Below are 19,946 nucleotides of genomic sequence, written 5' to 3' on the forward strand. Positions count from 1 at the left end.
GCCATTCCAGTGATCAGGTATCGAGAGGGCAGCCGCTATCGGACTGGATCTGGCTTATGTAGTCACCGCCGCATGGCAATAAACGAGCTATATCAAGGGCTTGCATGCCCATCGAGAAAATCGTTTGGTCCCTAACGAATTGACTTTTCGTCAGACAAAAGTTAGCTTCCGATTATTGATAAGCATTATCATTCGTGTAGAGGTTCATCGAAATGACGAGCAAGAGGGCTGAGAGGGTCGAGCAGGTAGCTGCCGATCGTCGGGAACAGGCCGCGTTCCTGTTCCAGTCGGGTGATCGCGTCCTGCAGGGACAGGGCATCTGCGCCCGGGTCGAGACACCGGCCAGCGGCGGCGCGCACCGGGACAGCCTGTTCCTGCACGCCGTGGAAGAGGCCTTCGCCCGTGCCAGCCAGGCCGGCATCGCCGAGCCGGTAATCATGGGCGCCATTCCCTTCGATACCACCAGGCCCTCTTGCCTCTATGTCCCTCGGGAGCATGCCTGGGTGGCCCGCTCGGCGCCGGTCAGCCCTGCGCCGATCACACCGGCGCAGGTGCGTGAGGTGCGCAACCTGCCCAGCGCGGACGGCTTCTGCCTGGCGGTGGAGGAGGCCATCGAGGCCTTCCGTCGCGGTGAACTGAGCAAGGCGGTGCTGTCGCGGATTCAGGAGATTCGTCTGGCCGAACCCGCCGCTGTGGACGTCATCCTGGCGAACCTGGCGCGGCAGAATCCCACTGGCTATCAATTCCGCATCCCGACCGCCGAGGGCGGTGAGCTGGTCGGGGTCAGCCCCGAGTTGCTGGTGCGCAAGCAGGGCGCCCGGGTATACACCAATCCCCTGGCGGGCTCCGCCAAGCGCCAGGCCGATCCGGTGGAGGACCAGCGGGTGGCCCGCGACCTGCTGGATTCCAGCAAGGACCACTACGAGCACCGCCTGGTGATCGAGGACATCCGCCAGCAGCTGGCGCCGTTGTGCAGCCGGCTGGACGTCCCCGAAGCGCCGTCGCTACTCAGCACCAATGCCATGTGGCACCTGTCCACCGCCATCGACGGCGAACTGGCCGACAGCCGGACCTCGGCGCTGCAGCTCGCCTGCCGCCTGCATCCGACGCCGGCCGTCTGCGGCTATCCCACGGCCGCGGCGCGCCAGCTGATCGAGCGCATCGAGCCCTTCGACCGCGGCCTGTTCACCGGCATGGTGGGGTGGTGCGATGCCCAGGGCAATGGCGAGTGGGTGGTCACCATCCGCTGCGGTACGGTGCAGGACGACTGGCTGCGGCTGTTCGCCGGCGCCGGCATCGTCGAGGCATCCGACCCCGCGGCGGAATGGGCCGAGGTCACCGCCAAACTGGGCACCATGCGTGCCGCCTGTGGTTTGCTCGACGAGGAGAGCCCTACGTGAGTCTGGAATTCACCCCCTGGCCGGACGATCTGGCCGCCCGCTATCGCGCCCTCGGCTACTGGCTCGACCTGCCCATGACCGAGATCCTGGCCCGCAGCCGCGCGACGCTACCCCAGGCACCGGCGATCCTCTGCGGCGAGCGGCAATTGAGCTACGCCGAGCTGGACGAGCGCTCCAGCCGCCTGGCCGCCCACCTGCAGGCCGCCGGTCTGCGCCGCCACGACACGGCGCTGGTGCAGCTGCCCAACGTGGCCGAGTTCTATGTGGTGTTCTTCGCCCTGCTCAAGGCCGGCATCGCGCCGGTCAACGCCCTGTTCAGTCACCAGAAGCTGGAACTGCTGGCCTATGCGCAGCAGATCCAGCCCAGGTTGCTGATCGCTTCCCGCGAGCACAACCTGTTCCGCGACGACAACTTCCTCGGTGAGCTGCGCGACGTGGCACCGGGCCTCGGCGAGGTGCTGCTGGATGGCGCGGACGACGCGCGCAGCTTGCAGCAACGCCTGGATACCCCGCTGGCCGGCTATCAGCTGACGCCCACCGCGGGTGGCGAGGTAGCCTTCTTCCAGCTCTCCGGTGGCAGCACCGGTACGCCCAAGCTGATCCCGCGTACCCACAACGACTACTACTACAGCCTCAGGCGCAGCGTCGAAATCTGCCAGCTGACCCCCGCGACGCGCTTTCTCTGCGCCTTGCCGGCGGGGCACAACTACACCCTCAGCTCGCCGGGCGCCCTGGGCGTGTTCATCGCTGGCGGCTGCGTGGTCATGGCCCGCGATCCTGAGCCGCTGCGCTGCTTCGAACTGATCGAGCGCCATCAGGTGGACTGGGTGGCCTTGGTGCCGCCGGCGGTGGCGCTCTGGCTGCAGGCCGCTGCCGCACCCGAGCAGCGTGCCCGCCTGGCCAGCCTGCGCATGGTGCAGGTGGGCGGTGCCAGCTTCGCCGAGGCCCAGGCCCGACGGGTGCCGGCGGAGCTGGGTTGCCAGCTGCAGCAGGTATTCGGCATGGCCGAGGGCCTGGTCAACTACACCCGCCTGGACGACGAACCCGAGCGCATCTTCACCACCCAGGGCTGCCCCATGAGCCCGGATGACGAGGTGCGCATCACCGACGAAGACGGCCAGCCGGTGCCCGATGGCCAACCCGGTCTGCTGTCCACCCGTGGCCCCTATACCTTCCGCGGCTACTACCGCAGCCCCGAGCACAATACCCAGGTGTTCGACGCCGAGGGTTTCTACTTCTCCGGCGACGTGGTCCAGCGCGATGGCGCCGGCTACCTCAAGGTGGTCGGCCGGGTGAAGGACCAGATCAACCGCGGGGGCGAAAAGATCGCCGCGGCCGAGATCGAGGGCCTGCTGCTGCGTCATCCCGGTATCACCCACGCGGCCCTGGTGGCCATCGCCGATGAGCTGATGGGTGAGAAGAGCTGCGCCTGCCTGGTGGTCAGCGATCCGGCGCTCAAGCCAGTGGCCCTGCGTCGCTACCTCCGCGAGCAGGGCGTAGCCGAGTACAAGCTGCCCGACCGTTTCCAGTTCCTCGACCAGCTGCCGCTCACCGCCGTCGGCAAGATCGACAAGCGCCGTCTGCGCGAGCAGCTGCAGACCCCCTCCACCGAACGTCCCTAAGGTTTCCCATGGCTATTCCCCGTCTTGCGTCCTATCCCTTGCCCCAGCCCGCCGGCTTTCCCGCCAACAAGGTCGCCTGGACGCCTGTGGCCGATCGCGCCGTGCTGCTGATCCACGACATGCAGCGCTATTTCGTCGAGTTCTATGGCGACAACAGCCCGCTGATCGCCCAGGTGGTGACCAACATCGCCGCGCTGCGTGCCTGGGCCGATGCCCAGGGCGTGCCGGTGGTCTACACCGCCCAGCCCACGGACCAGCCGCCAGCCGATCGTGCCCTGCTCAACGACATGTGGGGCCCTGGCCTGACCCAGGCCGATCCTGCGCTGCAGCAGGTGGTAGAGGAGCTGGCCCCCAAGGGCGATGACGTGGTCCTAACCAAGTGGCGCTACAGCGCCTTCCATAGATCCAACCTGCAGGACCTGATGACCGAGTGGCGCCGCGACCAGCTGATCGTCTGCGGCGTCTATGCCCACATCGGCTGCCTGACCACCTGTACCGACGCCTTCATGCGGGATATCCAGGCCTTCCTGATCGGCGACGCCGTGGCCGACTTCAGCGAAGAAGAGCACCGCATGGCGCTGCGCTACGTGGCTACCCGCTGCGGCAGCACCCTCAGCACCGCCCAGGTCACCGGCGCGGGTGCGGCGGTGCTCGACGAAGCCTGGCTGCGTGCCCAGGTCCAGCCGCTGCTGGACGCCGACGACGAGGAGCCGGCGCTGGACGACAATCTGACCGATTTCGGTCTGGATTCGGTGCAGGTCATGACCCTGGTGGGGGAATGGCAGAAGCGCGGCCTGCCGGTCACCTTTGCCGATCTCGCCGCCCAGCCGACCCTGCAGGGCTGGCTGGACCTGCTGCGCGCTCGCGCCTAGGGAGCCCTTGATGACGCAACTGGATTTCACCGGCAAGCGCGTCTGGGTGACCGGCGCAGGGCAGGGCATCGGCCTGCAGGTGGCACGCCGCTTCCAGGCGGCCGGCGCCGAGGTGATCGGCCTCGACCGGCAATTCGCCGAGAGCAGCTATCCCTTTCGCACCCAACTGCTGGATGTTGCCGACGCGGCTCAGGTCGAGGACGTCTGCCAGGCCCTGCTGGCCGAAGAGCGGCGCCTGGACGTGCTGGTCAATGGCGCCGGTGTGCTGCGCCTGGGCACCAGCGACAGCCTGAGCCTGGACGACTGGCAGGCGCTGCTGGACGTTAACGTCTCCGGCCCCTTCTACCTGTTCCGCCAGCTGGTGCCGCTGTTCAAGGCCCAGGGCCGCGGCGCCATCGTCAACATCGCCTCCAACGCCGCCCATGTGCCGCGCCTGCAGATGGCCGGCTATTGCACCTCCAAGGCGGCGCTGGTGTCTCTGAGCCACTGCGTGGCCCTGGAACTGGCGGGCTCGGGCGTGCGCTGCAACGTGGTTTCGCCCGGCTCCACGGCGACCCCCATGCTGGCCGGCATGCTCGGCTCGCCCGAAGGCTATCAGCGCCTGGTGGACGGCCTGCCGGAGGACTTCAAGCTCGGCATCCCGCTGCGCAAGATCGCCCAGCCCGACGAGATCGCCAACACCGTGCTGTTCCTCGCCTCGGACCTGGCCAGCCATATCACCATGCAGGACATCGTGGTGGACGGCGGCGCGACCCTGGCGGCGTGAGGGATTTCTGTAGGTTGGGTTGAGCGCTAGCAAAGCCCAACAGGAGTTATCCGGCGATCGCGGTGTGTTGGGCTTCGACGGTGGGGCCGTCTCAGCCCAACCTACGGCTAGGCGCGGCGACCGATCACGAGCTTGCCGGAGCTGATGCAGCTGAACGCCTGCTCGTATAGCTCCCTCCCCCCTTGGGAGAGGGTTGGGGTGAGGGCGCCCTTGGCTGGGACGCCCAGTGGAAAAGGCTACGCCGTTTTCCACGCTACGGGACTGAGCGGTTCCGTAGGTTGGGTTGAGCGCCAGCGAAGCCCAGCATTGATTCCCAGTTAAAGCACTCGCGGCCATGGGCCGCTCCTACAGAACTGTAGGAGCGGCCCATGGCCGCGATAGGTATCGCTAAAGGGCTTCGCTAACGAAGCCCTTCCACTCAACCCGCCACCAGCACCCGAATGGCTTCCAGGCGCAGCGAAGCCTTGTCCAGGTAGGTCAGGCCTTCTTCGCGCTGCTGGCGCAGCCGGTCGATCTCGTCCTGGCGGACGCTGGAGTTGACCGCGCGCAGGGCCTCCAGGCGGGCGATTTCCTCGTCCATGCCCGAGAGGTACGCCTGGCGCGCCTTGGCGACGCGTTCCTCGTGGCGGGGCAGGGCCTTGCCTTCGCCGCCGCCGATCAGCTTGGCCAGGGAGTCGCGCTGGGCCTGGACGAACTTGTTGGCGCTGGTGCGCGGCACGCTTTCCAGTTGATCGTTGAGGGTCTCGAAGGCCACCCGGGCGGCCAGGTCGTTGCCGTTGGCGTCCAGCAGGCAGCGAATCGCCAGTGGTGGCAGGTAGCGACCCAGCTGCAGGGCGCGCGGCGCCACCGCCTCGCTGATGTAGATCAGTTCCAGCAGCACGGTGCCCGGCTTGAGCGCCTTGTTCTTGATCAGCGCCACGGCGGTGTTGCCCATGGAGCCGGACATCACCAGGTCCATGCCGCCCTGGGCCATGGGGTGTTCCCAGGTCAGGAACTGCATGTCCTCGCGGACCAGAGCCACGTTACGGTCGTAGGTGATGGTCACGCCTTCGTCGTCGCCGAGGGGGAAGCCGGCGTCGAGCATCTTCTCGCTGGGCTTGAGGATCAGGGCGTTGTCGGAGTGGTCCTCGCTGTCGATGCCGAAGGCGTTGAACAGCTCTTCCATGTACATCGGCAGAGCGAACTGGTCGTCCTGTTCGAGGATGTCCTCGACCAGTTGCTCGCCGGCACCGGCGCCGGAGGAGTTGAGTTCCAGCAAGCGGTCACGGCCGTTGTGCAGCTCGGTTTCCAGGGTGGCACGGGCCTCGGCGCCCTGTTCCAGCAGGGTCTGCCAGGCGGCGTCGTCGCCACCGGCCAGTTGTTCGTCCAGCTCGCTGGCGAAGCGCGCCTGCAGGGCACTGCCGGTGGGCGAGGTGGCCAGGAAGGCGTTGAGCGCCTGGTGGTACCACTGGAACTGCCGCTCCTGGCGGCTGCCTTCGAGGTAGGGCACGTGCAGCTGGATGGTGTGGCGCTGGCCGATCCGGTCCAGACGGCCGATGCGCTGCTCCAGCAGGTCCGGGTGGGCCGGCAGGTCGAACAGCACCAGGTGGTGGGCGAACTGGAAGTTGCGGCCTTCACTGCCGATCTCGGAACAGATCAGCACCTGGGCGCCGAATTCCTCATCGGCGAAGTAGGCGGCGGCGCGGTCGCGTTCGAGGATGCTCATGCCCTCGTGGAACACCGTGGTCGGGATGCCGGACTTCAGGCGCAGGGCATCTTCCAGATCCAGGGCGGTTTCCATGCGCGCGCAGATGACCAGCACCTTGTGCGGCTTGATCGCCTTGAGGGTGTCGATCAGCCATTCGACGCGGCCGTCGTGGCGCCACCAGCGATCGTTGTCGTCTTCCGGCGCGAATTCGGTTTCCGGTTGCAGCGACTGGCCGGGCATGACGCCTTCGTCCAGATAGGCATCCGGGAAGGGCAGGGCATGGGCATGCAATTCGCGCTCGGGAAAGCCCTTGACCGCGGCGCGGGTGTTGCGGAACAGCACGCGGCCGGTGCCGTGGCGATCCAGCAGTTCGCGGACCAGGCGGGCACGGGCATCGGCATCACCGGCTGCGGCGGCGGCCAGCAGGGTCTCGCCTTCCTGGCCGAGGAAGCCACCGATGGCATCCTGGGCCGCCGGGCTCAGGGCACCGGCATCGAGCAATTCCTGCACGGCTTCGGCGACCGGGCGGTAGTGCTGGGACTCCTGCTGGAAGGCGGCGAAGTCATGGAAGCGGCTGGGATCGAGCAGGCGCAGACGAGCGAAGTGGCTGTCCTGGCCCAGCTGCTCGGGGGTCGCGGTGAGCAGCAGCACGCCGGGAATGACCTCACCCAGTTGTTCGACCAGGCTGTATTCGCGGCTGGCGCCCTCGGGGTGCCAGACCAGGTGGTGGGCTTCATCGACCACCAGCAGGTCCCAACCGGCGGCGAAGGCGGCATCTTGGGCCTTTTCGTCGCGCACCAGCCAGTCCAGGGAGACCAGGGCGAGCTGGGCATCCTCGAAGGGATTGCCGTCTTCGCTGGCCATGAAGCGCTCGGCGTCGAACAGCGCGACTTCCAGGTTGAAGCGGCGGCGCATCTCCACCAGCCACTGGTGCTGGAGATTTTCCGGGACCAGGATCAGCACCCGGCTGGCGCGACCGCTAAGGAGCTGGCGATGGATCACCAGGCCAGCCTCGATGGTCTTGCCCAGGCCCACTTCGTCGGCCAGCAGGACACGTGGCGCGACGCGGTCGGCCACACTGCGGGCGATGTGCAGCTGGTGCGGGATCGGTTGGGCGCGGACACCGCCCAGGCCCCAGAGGCTGGACTGCAGCAGGCGGTTGCGGTGCTCGTGGGTGTGGTAGCGCAGGCCGAACCAGGGCAGGGGATCGATCTGCCCGGCGAACAGGCGATCGCTGGCCAGGCGGAACTGGATGAAGTTCGACAGCTGGGCCTCGGGCACGCTGCGTGCCTCGCGCTCCGCGGTGAAGCCGTGATAGGTCAGCAGGCCATCCTCCTCGGAGACCTCCCGCACGGTGAGCTTCCAGCCCTCGAAATGCGTCACCTCGTCGCCCGGGGCGAAGCGCACCCGGGTCAGGGGCGCATTGCGCTGGGCATACTGGCGCGTCTCACCGGTGGCTGGATAGAGCACCGTGAGCAGGCGGCCGTCCAGGGCCAGGATGGTTCCCAGGCCCAGTTCGGCCTCGCTGTCACTGATCCAGCGTTGTCCCGGTTGATGTGACGCCATGTAGAAGCTTCTCCCCAGCTATCAAAAAGCCGGCTATTTTAGCGAAAGCGGAGTCATAAGCCCAACCCCAGGGCGGTGCTCTTTGCCGCAGTCCGTCAGGCGCCGCTCCAAATTCGAGGCCCCCGTCATGATTCCCATCGTTCCGCCTGTGGGCGTAACCCCGCCCAACCAGCTGGACCCGGCGCCGGTACGACCGCCGGTCGCTCCCGTTGCACCGGTGGAATCGGCCGCGCAGACCGGGCAGACCCCCTTGGAAGACGAGGCCACCCTGGATCGCGAAGCCCGCCGCCGGCGCCGTCGGCGCGAAGCCCTGCGCCAGGGGCTCGGCGCCGAACGGGCCCAGGTCCTGGAGGAGCCGGAGCAGATGGGCGTCCAGGTGGATTTGCGCGTCTAGCCATGGCCGATGTCCTGCACCTGGCCGATGCCGAGCTGGATTTTCATCCGCACTGGCTGCCGGCGGACACCGCCGACGCCTGGCTGCGGCAACTCGACGCCGAGACGCCCTGGAGCCAGCCGCAGGTGCGGGTGTTCGGCCGCTGGCATCCGGTACCGCGACAGGTCGCCTGGTACGCCGATGCAGGGGTCGTCTACGGCTATGCCGGCCTGGATCATGCCGCCTTGCCCTGGACGCCACTGCTGCAGCGGATCCGCGAAGCCGTCGAGGCGGCTTGTGGCCACGGCTTCAATGGCGTGCTGCTCAACCGCTATCGCGACGGCCAGGACTCCATGGGCTGGCACAGCGACGACGAAGCCAGTCTCGGCCCCAATCCGCTGATCGCCTCGCTCAACCTGGGTGCTGCGCGACGTTTCGATTTCCGCCGCAAGGGCAGCAGCCGCATCGGCCATTCCCTGGAACTCGGTCACGGCAGCCTGCTGGTCATGGGCGGCGCGACCCAGCATCATTGGCAGCACCAGATCGCCAAGACCCGCAAAGCCAGCGGAGTACGGCTGAATCTCACCTTTCGCCGGATAGCCACATGAGCGACGACAGCAACCTCATCGACTTCACTACCGAGCGCGGCAAGCGCATCCACAACCTCAAGGAGCGTCGCCTGCAGGAGGTGCGCTCAGCCTTCGAGCAGGCGCTGCCGCTGGCTGCAGCCAAGAAGAAAAAGCGCAAGCCGAAGAAGAAATAGCGTCACTACCGTTCGTCGGGATTGGGCCTTGAAATTTGTTGGGGAATTCCTATCTAGGTTCGTGCGGGATGCCGAAGTCGGGTCCCGCAGGCAATACCGAAACTTGCTGAACCTATCAGGAGATTCACCATGAGCAACGTACTGTCCCTGGCCCCGCTGTTCCGTCATTCCGTTGGCTTCGACCGGTTCAACGACCTGTTCGAGTCCGCCCTGCGCAACGACGCTGGCAGCTCCTATCCGCCCTACAACGTCGAGAAGCACGGTGACGACCAGTATCGCATCGTGATCGCCGCCGCCGGTCTCCAGGAAGATGACTTGGAAATCGAAGTCGAGCGTGGCGTTCTCACCGTCAAGGGCGGCCGGCGCGAAAACAGCGCCGAGAGCGTGACCTTCCTGCATCAGGGCATCGCCCAACGCGCCTTCAAGCTGTCCTTCCGCCTCGCCGACCATATCGAGGTGCAGGGCGCCGATCTCAAGCATGGCCTGCTGAGCATCGAGCTGGTGCGGGTGATCCCGGAAGAAGCCAAGCCCAAGCGCATCGCCATCTCCGGCCAGCGCCCGGCCCTGGACAACTGATCGTCCAGGCGTCCTGCCCCAAAGCCCCACCCCTGAGCTGGGGCTTTTTCGTTTCCGGCCCTGTGCTAGCGCCCGTGGCCGAAGAGCTCCATCAGCACCCCACGTAGCCAGCGATTGCCGGCATCCTGGTGATAGCGCGCATGCCAGTGCTGCCTGACCGCGAAGCCCTCGATCGGCACCGGGCACTCATGGACCTTGAGACCATAGGTGGCCGCGAGGGTGGTGCCGATATGCCGGGGCAGGGTGACGATGAGATCGGAGCTACCCACCACCGCGCCGACGCCGAGAAAGCCGGGTAACTCCAGCACGATCCGGCGCTGCACCTCGGCTCTGACCAGGCCGGCTTCCAATAGCTTCTGCCCGGTTCCGGCACTCACCAGGACATGGCCCTCCCGGGCATAGGCCGCCGCCGTCAGTCGCGCTCCAAGCCGGGGATGGCTGGCGCTGACCAGGCAGACCCAATCCTGGGGAAAGAGCACCTGCTGATAGAGACTGCCACCCAACCAGGGGATGAAGCCGATTGCCAGGTCGGCTTCGCCGATCTCCAGCGCCTGTTCGGTATTGCCATCGATCCGCGCGACCTCCAGGCGTACGCCGGGCGCCACCTCGCGCAGGTGCGCCAGTATCCGTGGCAGCAGGGTGATGTGGCTGGCATCGCTCAGGCAGAGGCGAAACAGCCGCTGGGCGGTGGCGGGCTCGAAGGCGACCTCCCAGGCGACCAGGCGGCGTAGGGATTCGAGGACTTCGCGACAGGGCGTGATCAGGGCTTCGGCCTGGGGCGTGGGCTTCATGCCGCCCGGGGTGCGCACGAACAGCGGGTCGCGCAGCTGGCGGCGCAGCTTGCCGAGCCAGAGGCTGATGGTGGGCTGGCTCTGGCCCAGTTGCTCGGCGGCGCGGGTGACGCTGCCGGTGCGATAGAGCACCTCGAACAACATCAGCAGCTTGGGTTCGGGCAGGCCGTCCGTGGGGAGCATTATCAGCTTTCCTGATAGGCGGATTGAGGTCTTTGTATAGCTCAATAGGATCCCCAGGCCTAGGGTAGGGCGCTAATCAGGAGCCTCTGCCATGAAAATCTGCATCCTCGGAGCTGGTGCCCTGGGCAGCACCTTTGGTGCCTGGCTGAGCGAGGCCGGGCATGACACCTGGCTGCTCAACCGGCCCAATGCCCATCTCGACGCGATAGCGCACGATGGCCTGGAAGTCACGACTATCGACGGCACGCGCCGGCTTCAGGTGCGGACCGCAGTGGATGCCGAAGCGGTCGGCGTGGTCGATCTGGTGGTGGTGCTGGTCAAGTCCTTCGCCACCACCGCGGCCATGAACCAGGCCCGGGCGCTGGTCGGTCCCCATACCCTGGTGCTGTCGCTGCAGAACGGTCTCGGTCACGAAGAACTGCTGGCGGAGATCGTCGGGCAGGAGCGGGTGATCGCCGGCAAGACCTATGTCGGCGGCGTGCTGCTGGGGCCCGGTCAGATCCGCAGCGGGGTCGTGGGCAAGCGCACGATCGTCGGTGAGCTCGATGGACAGCTCTCGGCGCGCGTCCAGACCGTCGCCGCGGTCTTCGACAACGCGGGACTGGCCACTACCGTCAGCGGCAACATCCTCGGCACCCTCTGGGACAAGCTGCTGGTCAACGTCGCCACCGGCGCCCTCACCGGCATCACCCGACTCACCTATGGCCAGCTTTACAGCGAGCCGCTGCTGCGCGACGTGGCGCTGCAGGCGGTGGGCGAGGCCATTGCGGTGGCGCGCGCGGCCGGCGTCGAGTTCGGCCTGCGGGAGCCGCAGGCTGCCTGGGAGCTGGCGCGCGAAGGGTTGCCGACGTCGTTCAAGACCTCCCTGCTGCAGAGCTTGCAGAAGGGCTCCATCACCGAAATCGACTTCATCAACGGCGCGGTGGTGCGGCTCGGCCAGCAGTACCGCGTGCCCACACCGGTCAACGCCACCCTGGTCGCCTGCATCAAGGGCATCGAGCGCGCCCTGGCCGACCGACAACGAGAGGACGCGACAGCATGAGCATTCCCAAGGCCTATCTGGAACACGTGGCCATCTGGGTCAAGGACATCCACTGGCACATCCGCTTCTTCCACGAGGTGTTCGGCATGACCCTGCGCGAGGTGCAGGGCACGGTCGAGGAGCCCAGTCAGTACTGGACGCTGGGCGGGATGCAATTCATGAGCAAGCCTGACTTCGAAGGCCCCGAGGGGCGCCTGGGTCATCTGGGGCTGATGTGCGAGGACCTCGATGCCGCCCTGGCCGCCGCCCGGCGCTTCGAGGGGGTGGAGCAACTGCCCCAGGGCCACAACTGGCTGCGCCTGCCTGACGGCCTGGCGCTGGAATTCATCCAGGCCGTGCCGGCCCGCGCCGTGCACGACGCCCTGGCCGTCAACGCCCGCCAATCCGAGTGACAGCGACCATGACCGTAACAGAAAAATATTTCGAGGATGCCCGCGAGGGCGACGAGGCGCTCACGCCGAGCTACCAGGTCACCAGGGAGCGCATCCTGGCCTACGCCGACCTCACCGGTGACCATACCCCGGTCCATGTCGACGAGGCCTATGCCAACGCCAGTCACTTCGGCGGCCTGGTCGCCCATGGCCTGATGGGGTTGTCCATCGCCGACGGTCTCAAGACCCAGTGCGACTACCGCTTCCTGCCAGGGATGTCGCTGGGCTGGACCTGGGACTTCCTCCTGCCGATCCGCGTCGGCGACGAATTGCACGTCAGGCTGCGCGTGGGGTCCATGCGCCTGAGCAAGAGCAAGCCGGGCTGGGGCATCGTGGTGCTGCCGTCCGAGCTGATCAACCAGAAGGGCGAGGTCGTCCAGCGCGGCGAGCACCGGCTGATGGTGCCGCGGCGGGAGGGGGTGCTATGAACCAGCCACTGCCGCTGCAGGGCCTGAGGGTCATCGATTACAGCCATTTCCTCGCCGGCCCCTATGTGGGGCGCTGCCTGGCGGCGCTGGGCGCCGAGGTGATCAAGGTGGAGCGGCCCGGCAGCGGCGATGCTGGTCGCCAGCACGCCTTCGTCCTGGATGACCAGCAGAGCGGCTACTTCCTGCAACTCAACATGGGCAAGCAGGGCGTCAGCGTCAATATGAAGGACCCGCGCGGCAAGGCCTTCATGCAGCAGCTCTGCGACAGCGCCGACGTCTTCATCGAGAACTACCGACCTGGCGCCCTGGACAGGCTCGGCCTGGGCTATGCGGAGTTGTCCGCGCGCAATCCGCGGTTGGTGTATTGCTCGATTTCCGCCTATGGCCATACCGGGCCCGACGCGCACCGCGCCGGTTTCGGGCTGATCGCCGAGGCCAAGAGCGGCATCATGCAGATGGTCGGCACGCCGGGCGAGGCGCCGCCGCTGCTGCGCATCTCCCTGGGCGACATGTACACCGGCGCCCACGCGGTCGCCGCCATCAACGCGGCGCTGCTGGGACGGGTCACCAGCGGGCGCGGCCAGCATATCGACATGGCGCTGTACGACACCCTGGTATCGATGCACGAATACGCGGTGCAGTGCTACACCCTGTCCGGCGGCGAGATCCTGCCGCAGCAGACCGGTCATGACATGCCCACCTCGACCCTCTATGGCGTGTTTCGCGCCCAGGACGGCGACCTGGTCATCGCCGCCCAGGTGGACGAATCCTGGAAGCGCTTCGCCGCCCTGGTGGAGCAGGACGCGGGCCAGCCGGGCTTTGGCAGTGACGTTCGCTTCCATACCTCCACCGGCCGCAACGCCCATCGCGAAGCCATCCTGCCCATCGTCAAAGCCTGGGTGGCGGCCAATCCGGTCGCACGGCTGCTGGCCCTGCTCGACGAGATCGACGTGCCCTGTGCCAAGGTGCAGCGCATCGACGAGGTGATCGAGGATCCCCAGATCAAGGCGCGCGGCATGATCCAGGAACAACAGCACCCGCGCTTCGGCACCCTGCGCATGCCCAATCTGCCGTTCCGCTTTTCCGACTGTGACACCACCATCCAGCAGGTGGCGCCGGACCTCGGTGAGCACAACGCTGCCGTCGCCCAGAGCCTGGGCTACAGCGCGGAAGACATCGCCCGGCTGCAGGCCGACGGCGTGCTGTTCAGCCAGGAGCCCTGCGCATGACCGACCACTACGCGGTGATCGGCCGCCCGATCAACCACACCAAGTCGCCGCTGATCCATGGCCTGTTCGCCGCCGCCACCGGGCAAGACCTGGAATACGGCGCCATCGAGGGCTCGCCGGAGGACTTCGCCGGCGACGTGCAGCGCTTTCGCGCCCAGGGCGGGCAGGGCCTGAACGTGACCGCGCCGTTCAAGCTGCAGGCCTTCCAGCTGGCCACCGAGTCCAGCGAAAGGGCACGGCTGGCCCGGGCGGCCAATGCGCTGAAGTTCGAGGGCGAGCGGGTGCTGGCGGAGAACTTCGATGGCATCGGCCTGCTGCGCGACATCGAGGTCAATCTCGGTCAACCCCTGGCCGGCAAGCGGGTGCTCTTGCTGGGCGCCGGTGGTGCGGTGCGTGGCGCCCTGTTGCCCTTTCTCGTCGCCGGACCGACCGAATTGATGATGGCCAATCGCGATGGGCGGAAGGCGGCTGAGCTAGCCCAGGAGATCGGGCACCCGCTGCTGAGCGTGCGGAGCTACGCGGCTCTGGAAGGGGAGACCTTCGATCTGGTGATCAATGCCACCTCGGCCAGTCTGGTCGGCGAACTGCCGCCGGTGCCGGCAGGCGTCTTCGCCCAGGCCGCGCTGGCCTACGAGCTGGCCTATGGCAAGGGGCTGACACCTTTCCTGCGCCTGGCCCGGGAGCAAGGCGTGGCGCAACTGGCGGACGGCGTGGGCATGCTGGTGGAACAGGCCGCCGAAGCCTTCGCCTGGTGGCGCGGCGTGCGCCCCGAGACCCGGCCGGTCATCGACCGGCTGACCCTTCCGCTGCAGTGAGAAGACCCATGAAGATCCTGATGCTGCACGGTATCAACCACAACATGTTCGGCAAGCGCGACCCGTCGCAGTACGGCACCGTGACCCTGGCCGAGATCGACGCCAGGCTCGCGGCCCTGGGTGCTGAACTGGGCGTCGAGGTGGAAAGCTTCCAGAGCAACCACGAGGGGGCGATGGTGGAGCGCATCCATCGGGGCTATGAGGAGGGCGTCGACGCGGTACTGATCAACGCCGGCGCCTGGACCCACTACAGCTACGGCATCCGCGACGCCCTGGCGATCCTCACCGTGCCGGTGGTGGAGCTGCACATGTCCAACATCCATGCGCGGGAAAGCTTCCGGCATCACTCGGTGTTCGCCGAGATCGTGCTGGGCCAGATCGCCGGCTTCGGGGTGGACAGCTATCTGTTGGCGCTGCGTGCGGCAGTGAGCGCGGCCCAGGCGCGTAAAGCCTGAGCCGCCGACCCTCTCCCAAATGCAGAGGGGGTGCTCCCACAGATCCCATGTAGAGTGGAAAACCGCGCAGCGTTTTCCACGCGCAAAGGTGTTGGCCGAGGTCATGGTGGGCTTCGCTGCGCTCAACCCAACCTACGGTAGGGTTTCGTAGGTTGGGTTGAGGCGGCTCCATCGCCGAAGCCCAACGGCCGGGTAAGAAGTCTTGCGTAGGCTATCGCGGCCATGGGCCGCTCCTACACTGTAGGAGCGGCCCATGGCCGCGATAAATCCGGATAGGGAGGCGCAGGTTTTCCTGAACATGAGAGCCAAATTGCTATCCTCTGCCGGCACCTGCCCACAGCAGGGTTCCTATGCCGCCCTCTACGGCGAACCCCACCTTGGCATAAAGCCGTTGGGCGTGATGTTCGCTTTCCGCCACGATCACGAAGGCGTCCACGCGATGTCGTTGGTGCCGAAGCACCGTGCCGAGCAGGGCCTGGCAGAGTCCGCGCCGACGCCAGTCCACCCGCGTGGTAACCGCTTGGAAACGGCCCAGTCGGCCCAGGCGATAGAGGCCAAGATAGGCCAGCAGCCGCTCCTCGCCATCGAATACACCCCACCAGTCGCCCAGGCCGCTGTCGCTCAGTGATCGATAGCGTCGCGCCTGGTAATCCAGATAGCGCCGGTGCGCTTCCGGATCCTCCGCGCCCGGAGTCACCTCTGCTTGGAGCTCACGCCACTGTTGCCAATCGGCCGGCTGTTGAAAGGTTCTGATGTGGAGCCCCTCAGGCAGGACCGGGGCGGGCTGCAGGGCATCGGCGGCCAGACGCATCCAGACCAGGCGCTGATAATCGTAGGCGCAAGGCAGGTCCGCCGGTGGCGCCTTGGCCTGCTGCTCTGGCCAGACGAAAGCACGATGCCCCAGGGGCTGTGGGCTGCCGAGCAGCTGCTCGAAGTCCGCGGACCAGGCCAATACCTGCTGGGCGGTCGGGCGCTGGTCCAGCAGGAGGTAGTTGCCGAAGTAGTAGTCGGGGCAGTCCGGTGTGCGGATCGCCACCTCATGCTCACCGTAGGTCAGGCGGGTATCGGGCGCCAATTGCAGCTGGGTGAGAAGTCCTGCGTTGGCGCGAATGGAGGCAGGGAGTCGCAACGGATTCACGGGCATTCGTCGTCCTCTCGTGGCGACATTGCCTCACCCGAATGCGGCCCCAATTCTCGCTTGGGACACTCCCGCCACTGCTTGTCCCCAAGACCTGCGGTGTATTCCGGATGCAGCGGATAGTGCAGCCGATTGTCCGCCCGGCTGGTATCGCCCACCACCAGCAGCTCCACCGGCTCCGTGGTCTCGTTGATGAAGGTGTGGGTGACGCCATCGCCGGCCTTGAAGCCTACGCCATCGCCCGGTTCCAGCCGGTGGGCGTGGCCGTCGATCCAGGCCGTGGGGTGGCCCGCGATCACATAGATGAATTCGTCCTCGGTGGCCTCGGCATGGGGCCTTGAGGTACGCCGGCCAGGTGGCAGCCATTCATGGTGGATGCCCAGGCGGGCGAAGCCGAAGTGGCGGCCGAAGGCGGCGCCCAGGGAAAAGCGCTCGTCACTGTCGGGATAGCCGGGGCCATCGGGGGCCTGGAGCTGGGACCAGTGGACGATCTTGTCGAAATCTTTCCGGGATTGCATGGGGTGCTGCGCCTCGCGGGAAAATAGCTCAAGCTTAGTCGTTTAGGCCGGCGCTGCCGCCTCAGGTCTCTTTCGGTGCAGGAACGCGATGCCCAGACTGTCCAGACAACTCCTCGCACTGCTGACCCTGGTGCTACTCGGTGGCTGTTCACCCGACGATACGCCGATCAACAGCCCCTACCGCGCCGGAGCCGAAGGCCAGAATACCCTCTATACCGCCTTTACCACCCGTTCGCCGAAGTACCTGGATCCGGCCAGTTCCTATTCCGGCGACGAGACCAACTTCACCTACAACATCTATGAGCCGCTCTATGGCTATCACTATCTCAAGCGGCCCTATGAGCTGATCGCCCGCGGCGCGGAGCGAGTGGTCGCACCCTATTACCTGGATGCCCAGGGCCGGCGACTGCCGGACGATGCGCCGCCGGCGCAGATCGCCGAGAGCGTCTACGACATTCCCATCCGCCGTGATGCCCGCTATGCGCCGCATCCGGCCTTTGCCCGCGATGCCCAGGGCAATTACCGTTACTTCCCAATCAAGCCGGACGATCTGGCCGATCGCTACCAGATCCCCGACTTCCCCGAGACCGGCAGCCGCGCCCTGACCGCCGCCGACTATGCCTACGGCCTGCGCCGCCTGGCCAGTCCGCGGCTGGTCTCGCCCAGCTACGCCATCTTCGCCGAGCACCTGGTGGGCATGCAGGCGTTTGGCGATAGCCTGCGCGCCGCCGACAAGACCCTGCGCGCCGGCCTGCCCAAGGGCGCGCCGCTGCCCTGGCTGGACCTGCGCCAGGGCGAGTTGCCCGGGATAGAAGTGCTGGATGACCACACCCTGAGGTTGCGGGTGATCGGCAAATACCCCCAGTTCAGCTACTGGCTGGCCACGACCTTTGCCGCGCCGGTGCCCTGGGAGGCGGATCGCTTCTACAGCCAGCCGGGCATGGCCGAGCACAACCTAAGCTTCAACAGCTGGCCGGTGGGTACCGGGCCCTATCGCCTGGCCGAATCCATTCCCAATCGCCGCCATGTGCTGGAGCGCAATCCCAACTACCGCGCCGATCCCTATCCCTGCGAAGGTGAGCCTGGTGATCGCGAGGAGGGTCGGCTGGACGACTGCGGTAAGCCCATGCCGCTGATCGACCGCGCGGTGTTCAGCCTGGAAAAGGAAGGGGTGCCGCTGATGGGCAAGTTCATCCAGGGCTACTACGATACCCCGCAGGTCGAGCGCGGCGAGTATGGCGTGGCGCTGCGCACCAAGGCGGGCGACTCGGCCGACTCCGCCGAACTCTATCGCGAGCGCGGCCTCAAGTTACCCACCGCGGTGGAGGCCTCCAACTGGTACCTGGGCTTCAACTGGCTGGATCCGGTGGTAGGGCAGGGCGCGACCCCCGAGCAGCAGGTGCGTAATCGCAAGCTGCGCCAGGCGCTGTCCATCGCCTTCGACTGGGAGAGCTACATCACCGTCTTCCTCAACGGCAACGGCCTGGTCGCCAATGGCCCGCTGCCGCCCGGTGTGCTGGGCTATGAGGCGTCGCCGGCCGGTACCAACCCGGTGGTCTACCGGTTGGTGGACGGCAAGCCCGAACGGCGGCCCATCGAAGACGCGCGGCAGCTGCTGGCCGAAGCCGGCTATCCCGATGGCCGCGATGCCAAGAGCGGGCGGCCGCTGATCCTGCAGTACGACGCCCAGAGCAGTGGCGACAGCGCCATGTTCGACTGGATGCGCCAGCAGACCGCCAAGCTGGGTATCCAGCTGGAACTGCGCGGCTCGGACTACAACCGATTCCAGGACAAGATGCGCAAGGGCGCGGCGCAGATCTTCTTCTGGGGGTGGAACGCCGACTATCCCGACGCCGAGAACTTCCTGTTCCTTTTCTACGGCCCCCAGGGCAAGGCCAAGCATGGTGGCGAGAATGCCGGCAACTACAGCAATCCCGAGTACGACCGGCTGTTCGAGCAGATGAAGAGTCTCGACGACGGTCCCGAAAAGGTGGCGCTGATCCGGCGCATGGTTGCCATCGTGCAACAGGATGCGCCCTGGCTGTTCGGCTGGAATCCCCTATCGGCGGGTGCCTATCAGCAGTGGGTGTACAACGCCAAGCCGACCCAGATGGTGCGCGACCAACTGCGCTACCTGCGCCTGGATCCGGCCCTGCGTGAGCGCAAGGTCCAGGAGTGGAACCAACCGGTGCTCTGGCCACTGTGGCTGCTGCTAGGGCTCGCGCTGCTGCTGGTGTGGCCGGCCTGGCGCATCCTCCGGCGCCGTGAACGCCAGACCGCCTTTGGCGATTCGGCAGGGGAGAAGCGGCCATGATCGGCTATCTGCTGCGGCGCCTGGCCTATGGCGTGCTCATCCTCATCGGGGTGAACCTGCTCACCTTCGTGCTGTTCTTTGCCGTCAACACCCCGGACGACATGGCGCGCCTGGCGATTGGCGGCAAGTACGTCACCGCCGATGCCATCGAGGACTGGAAGGCGGAGCACGGCTACGACAAGCCGCTGCTTATTAATACCACCCGTGAAGGGGTGGGGCGATTCACCGATACGCTCTTCTTCGAGCGCTCGGTGAAGCTGCTGGCCTTCGATTTCGGCACCGCCGACAGCGGTCGCAGTATCGCCCGGGAGATCGGCGAGCGCGCCGGGCCCAGCCTGGCGCTGGCGCTGCCGACTTTCGTGCTCGGCCTGGTCGCCAGCGTGGGCTTCGCCCTGCTGCTGGTGTTCTTTCGCGCCACCCGCCTGGACTTCTGGGGCGTGGTGCTCTGTGTGGTGCTGCTGTCGATCTCCTCGCTGTTCTACATCATCGCCGGTCAGTGGCTGTTCGCGAAGATCCTGCGGCTGGTGCCCTATTCGGGCTACGAGGAAGGCTGGAATCTGCTGCGCTTCCTGCTGCTGCCAGTGGTGGTGGCGGTGATCTCCGGCCTCGGCAGCCAGGCGCGCTTTTACCGCGCGCTGTTTCTCGAAGAGATCGGCAAGGACTATGTGCGCACCGCCCGCGCCAAGGGCCTGGCCGAGCGCCAGGTACTGCTGCGCCATGTCCTGCGCAATGCGGCCCTGCCGATTCTCACCGGGGTGGTTTCGGCCATCCCGCTGCTGATCATGGGCAGCCTGATCGCCGAGTCCTTCTTTGGCATCCCGGGCCTGGGCAGCTACACCATCGACGCCATCAACGGCCAGGACTTCGCCGTGGTCCGCACCATGGTGTTCCTGGGTTCGGTGCTCTACATCGTCGGGCTGATCCTGGCGGACCTGTCCTACACCCTCGCTGATCCGCGCGTTCGCTTCAGGTAGCCG

The 19,946-nt window shown here is 66.6% G+C and carries 20 protein-coding genes; 16 read left to right on the top strand and 4 right to left on the bottom strand.

Going from position 1 to position 19,946, the window contains the following annotated elements; translation table 11 throughout:
* Positions 1 to 212 precede the first annotated feature (212 nt).
* Genes ACUCV0_RS08080 through dhbA form a run of 4 tightly spaced genes read left to right on the top strand, consistent with a single transcriptional unit; the run spans position 213 to position 4,660 of the window.
* Positions 213 to 1,400 (top strand): isochorismate synthase, encoded by a 1,188-nt coding sequence (locus ACUCV0_RS08080; protein WP_482212460.1) that lies wholly within the window; start codon positions 213 to 215, stop codon positions 1,398 to 1,400.
* Complete coding sequence (locus ACUCV0_RS08085; protein ID WP_482212461.1) at positions 1,397 to 3,022, top strand: (2,3-dihydroxybenzoyl)adenylate synthase; 1,626 nt, start codon at positions 1,397 to 1,399, stop codon at positions 3,020 to 3,022. Before ACUCV0_RS08080 ends, ACUCV0_RS08085 begins: the two co-directional genes overlap by 4 nt.
* Before the next feature lie 8 nt (positions 3,023 to 3,030).
* Positions 3,031 to 3,894 (top strand): isochorismatase, encoded by an 864-nt coding sequence (locus ACUCV0_RS08090; RefSeq protein WP_482212462.1) that lies wholly within the window; start codon positions 3,031 to 3,033, stop codon positions 3,892 to 3,894.
* 10 nt (positions 3,895 to 3,904) lie between these two features.
* Positions 3,905 to 4,660 carry a 2,3-dihydro-2,3-dihydroxybenzoate dehydrogenase gene (gene dhbA / locus ACUCV0_RS08095; protein ID WP_059315463.1) on the top strand — a complete coding sequence of 252 codons (756 nt, stop codon included), beginning with the start codon at positions 3,905 to 3,907 and terminating at the stop codon, positions 4,658 to 4,660.
* Between the two features lie 418 nt (positions 4,661 to 5,078).
* Here the strand turns inward: dhbA and rapA are convergent, their stop codons facing one another.
* A complete protein-coding gene (rapA, locus tag ACUCV0_RS08100) occupies positions 5,079 to 7,913 on the bottom strand; it encodes an RNA polymerase-associated protein RapA (protein ID WP_454253313.1) in 2,835 nt (944 codons plus the stop codon).
* Between the two features lie 127 nt (positions 7,914 to 8,040).
* Between rapA and ACUCV0_RS08105 the strand changes: the two genes are divergently transcribed.
* From ACUCV0_RS08105 to ACUCV0_RS08120, 4 genes are all read left to right on the top strand, one after another.
* A complete protein-coding gene (locus ACUCV0_RS08105; protein WP_482212463.1) occupies positions 8,041 to 8,307 on the top strand; it encodes a hypothetical protein in 267 nt (88 codons plus the stop codon).
* A 2-nt stretch (positions 8,308 to 8,309) separates the two neighbouring features.
* Complete coding sequence (locus ACUCV0_RS08110) at positions 8,310 to 8,894, top strand: alpha-ketoglutarate-dependent dioxygenase AlkB family protein (protein ID WP_059315460.1); 585 nt, start codon at positions 8,310 to 8,312, stop codon at positions 8,892 to 8,894.
* Positions 8,891 to 9,049 carry a hypothetical protein gene (locus ACUCV0_RS08115; RefSeq protein ID WP_313649684.1) on the top strand — a complete coding sequence of 53 codons (159 nt, stop codon included), beginning with the start codon at positions 8,891 to 8,893 and terminating at the stop codon, positions 9,047 to 9,049. The genes ACUCV0_RS08110 and ACUCV0_RS08115 overlap by 4 nt, the downstream gene beginning before the upstream one ends.
* 129 nt (positions 9,050 to 9,178) lie before the next feature.
* Positions 9,179 to 9,625 carry an Hsp20 family protein gene (locus ACUCV0_RS08120; RefSeq protein ID WP_059315459.1) on the top strand — a complete coding sequence of 149 codons (447 nt, stop codon included), beginning with the start codon at positions 9,179 to 9,181 and terminating at the stop codon, positions 9,623 to 9,625.
* Between the two features lie 65 nt (positions 9,626 to 9,690).
* On the opposite strand, the gene ACUCV0_RS08125 is transcribed toward ACUCV0_RS08120, so the two are convergent.
* Entirely contained in the window at positions 9,691 to 10,599 is a 909-nt protein-coding gene (locus tag ACUCV0_RS08125; protein ID WP_482212464.1) for a LysR family transcriptional regulator, read from the bottom strand.
* 91 nt (positions 10,600 to 10,690) lie between these two features.
* Between ACUCV0_RS08125 and ACUCV0_RS08130 the strand changes: the two genes are divergently transcribed.
* Genes ACUCV0_RS08130 through aroQ form a run of 6 tightly spaced genes read left to right on the top strand, consistent with a single transcriptional unit; the run spans position 10,691 to position 14,999 of the window.
* Positions 10,691 to 11,641 (top strand): ketopantoate reductase family protein, encoded by a 951-nt coding sequence (locus ACUCV0_RS08130; RefSeq protein ID WP_482212465.1) that lies wholly within the window; start codon positions 10,691 to 10,693, stop codon positions 11,639 to 11,641.
* Positions 11,638 to 12,033: a VOC family protein gene (locus ACUCV0_RS08135; RefSeq protein ID WP_454253309.1), complete on the top strand. Its 396-nt coding sequence runs from the start codon at positions 11,638 to 11,640 to the stop codon at positions 12,031 to 12,033. Before ACUCV0_RS08130 ends, ACUCV0_RS08135 begins: the two co-directional genes overlap by 4 nt.
* Positions 12,034 to 12,041: 8 nt before the next feature.
* Entirely contained in the window at positions 12,042 to 12,500 is a 459-nt protein-coding gene (locus tag ACUCV0_RS08140) for a MaoC family dehydratase (protein ID WP_482212466.1), read from the top strand.
* Complete coding sequence (locus tag ACUCV0_RS08145; protein ID WP_482212467.1) at positions 12,497 to 13,729, top strand: CaiB/BaiF CoA transferase family protein; 1,233 nt, start codon at positions 12,497 to 12,499, stop codon at positions 13,727 to 13,729. Before ACUCV0_RS08140 ends, ACUCV0_RS08145 begins: the two co-directional genes overlap by 4 nt.
* Positions 13,726 to 14,544, top strand: a complete 819-nt coding sequence (aroE, locus tag ACUCV0_RS08150; protein ID WP_482212468.1) for a shikimate dehydrogenase — start codon at positions 13,726 to 13,728, stop codon at positions 14,542 to 14,544. The genes ACUCV0_RS08145 and aroE overlap by 4 nt, the downstream gene beginning before the upstream one ends.
* Positions 14,545 to 14,552: 8 nt before the next feature.
* Positions 14,553 to 14,999 (top strand): type II 3-dehydroquinate dehydratase, encoded by a 447-nt coding sequence (gene aroQ / locus ACUCV0_RS08155; RefSeq protein WP_482212469.1) that lies wholly within the window; start codon positions 14,553 to 14,555, stop codon positions 14,997 to 14,999.
* Positions 15,000 to 15,312: 313 nt separating this feature from the next.
* Here aroQ and ACUCV0_RS08160 read toward each other — a convergent pair whose 3' ends face one another.
* Together ACUCV0_RS08160 and ACUCV0_RS08165 are read right to left on the bottom strand one after the other, a co-directional pair.
* Positions 15,313 to 16,143 (bottom strand): GNAT family N-acetyltransferase, encoded by an 831-nt coding sequence (locus ACUCV0_RS08160; RefSeq protein WP_482212470.1) that lies wholly within the window; start codon positions 16,141 to 16,143, stop codon positions 15,313 to 15,315.
* Complete coding sequence (locus ACUCV0_RS08165) at positions 16,134 to 16,655, bottom strand: cupin domain-containing protein (protein ID WP_482212471.1); 522 nt, start codon at positions 16,653 to 16,655, stop codon at positions 16,134 to 16,136. The genes ACUCV0_RS08160 and ACUCV0_RS08165 overlap by 10 nt, the downstream gene beginning before the upstream one ends.
* Positions 16,656 to 16,743: 88 nt before the next feature.
* Here ACUCV0_RS08165 and ACUCV0_RS08170 point away from each other — a divergent pair, with 88 nt between their 5' ends.
* Positions 16,744 to 18,969, top strand: a complete 2,226-nt coding sequence (locus ACUCV0_RS08170) for an ABC transporter substrate-binding protein (RefSeq protein ID WP_482212472.1) — start codon at positions 16,744 to 16,746, stop codon at positions 18,967 to 18,969.
* Positions 18,966 to 19,943, top strand: coding sequence for an ABC transporter permease subunit (locus ACUCV0_RS08175; RefSeq protein ID WP_313647510.1), 978 nt, complete (start codon positions 18,966 to 18,968; stop codon positions 19,941 to 19,943). The genes ACUCV0_RS08170 and ACUCV0_RS08175 overlap by 4 nt, the downstream gene beginning before the upstream one ends.
* Positions 19,944 to 19,946 lie beyond the last annotated feature (3 nt).

The organism is Pseudomonas sp. VMV1, from assembly GCF_056790235.1.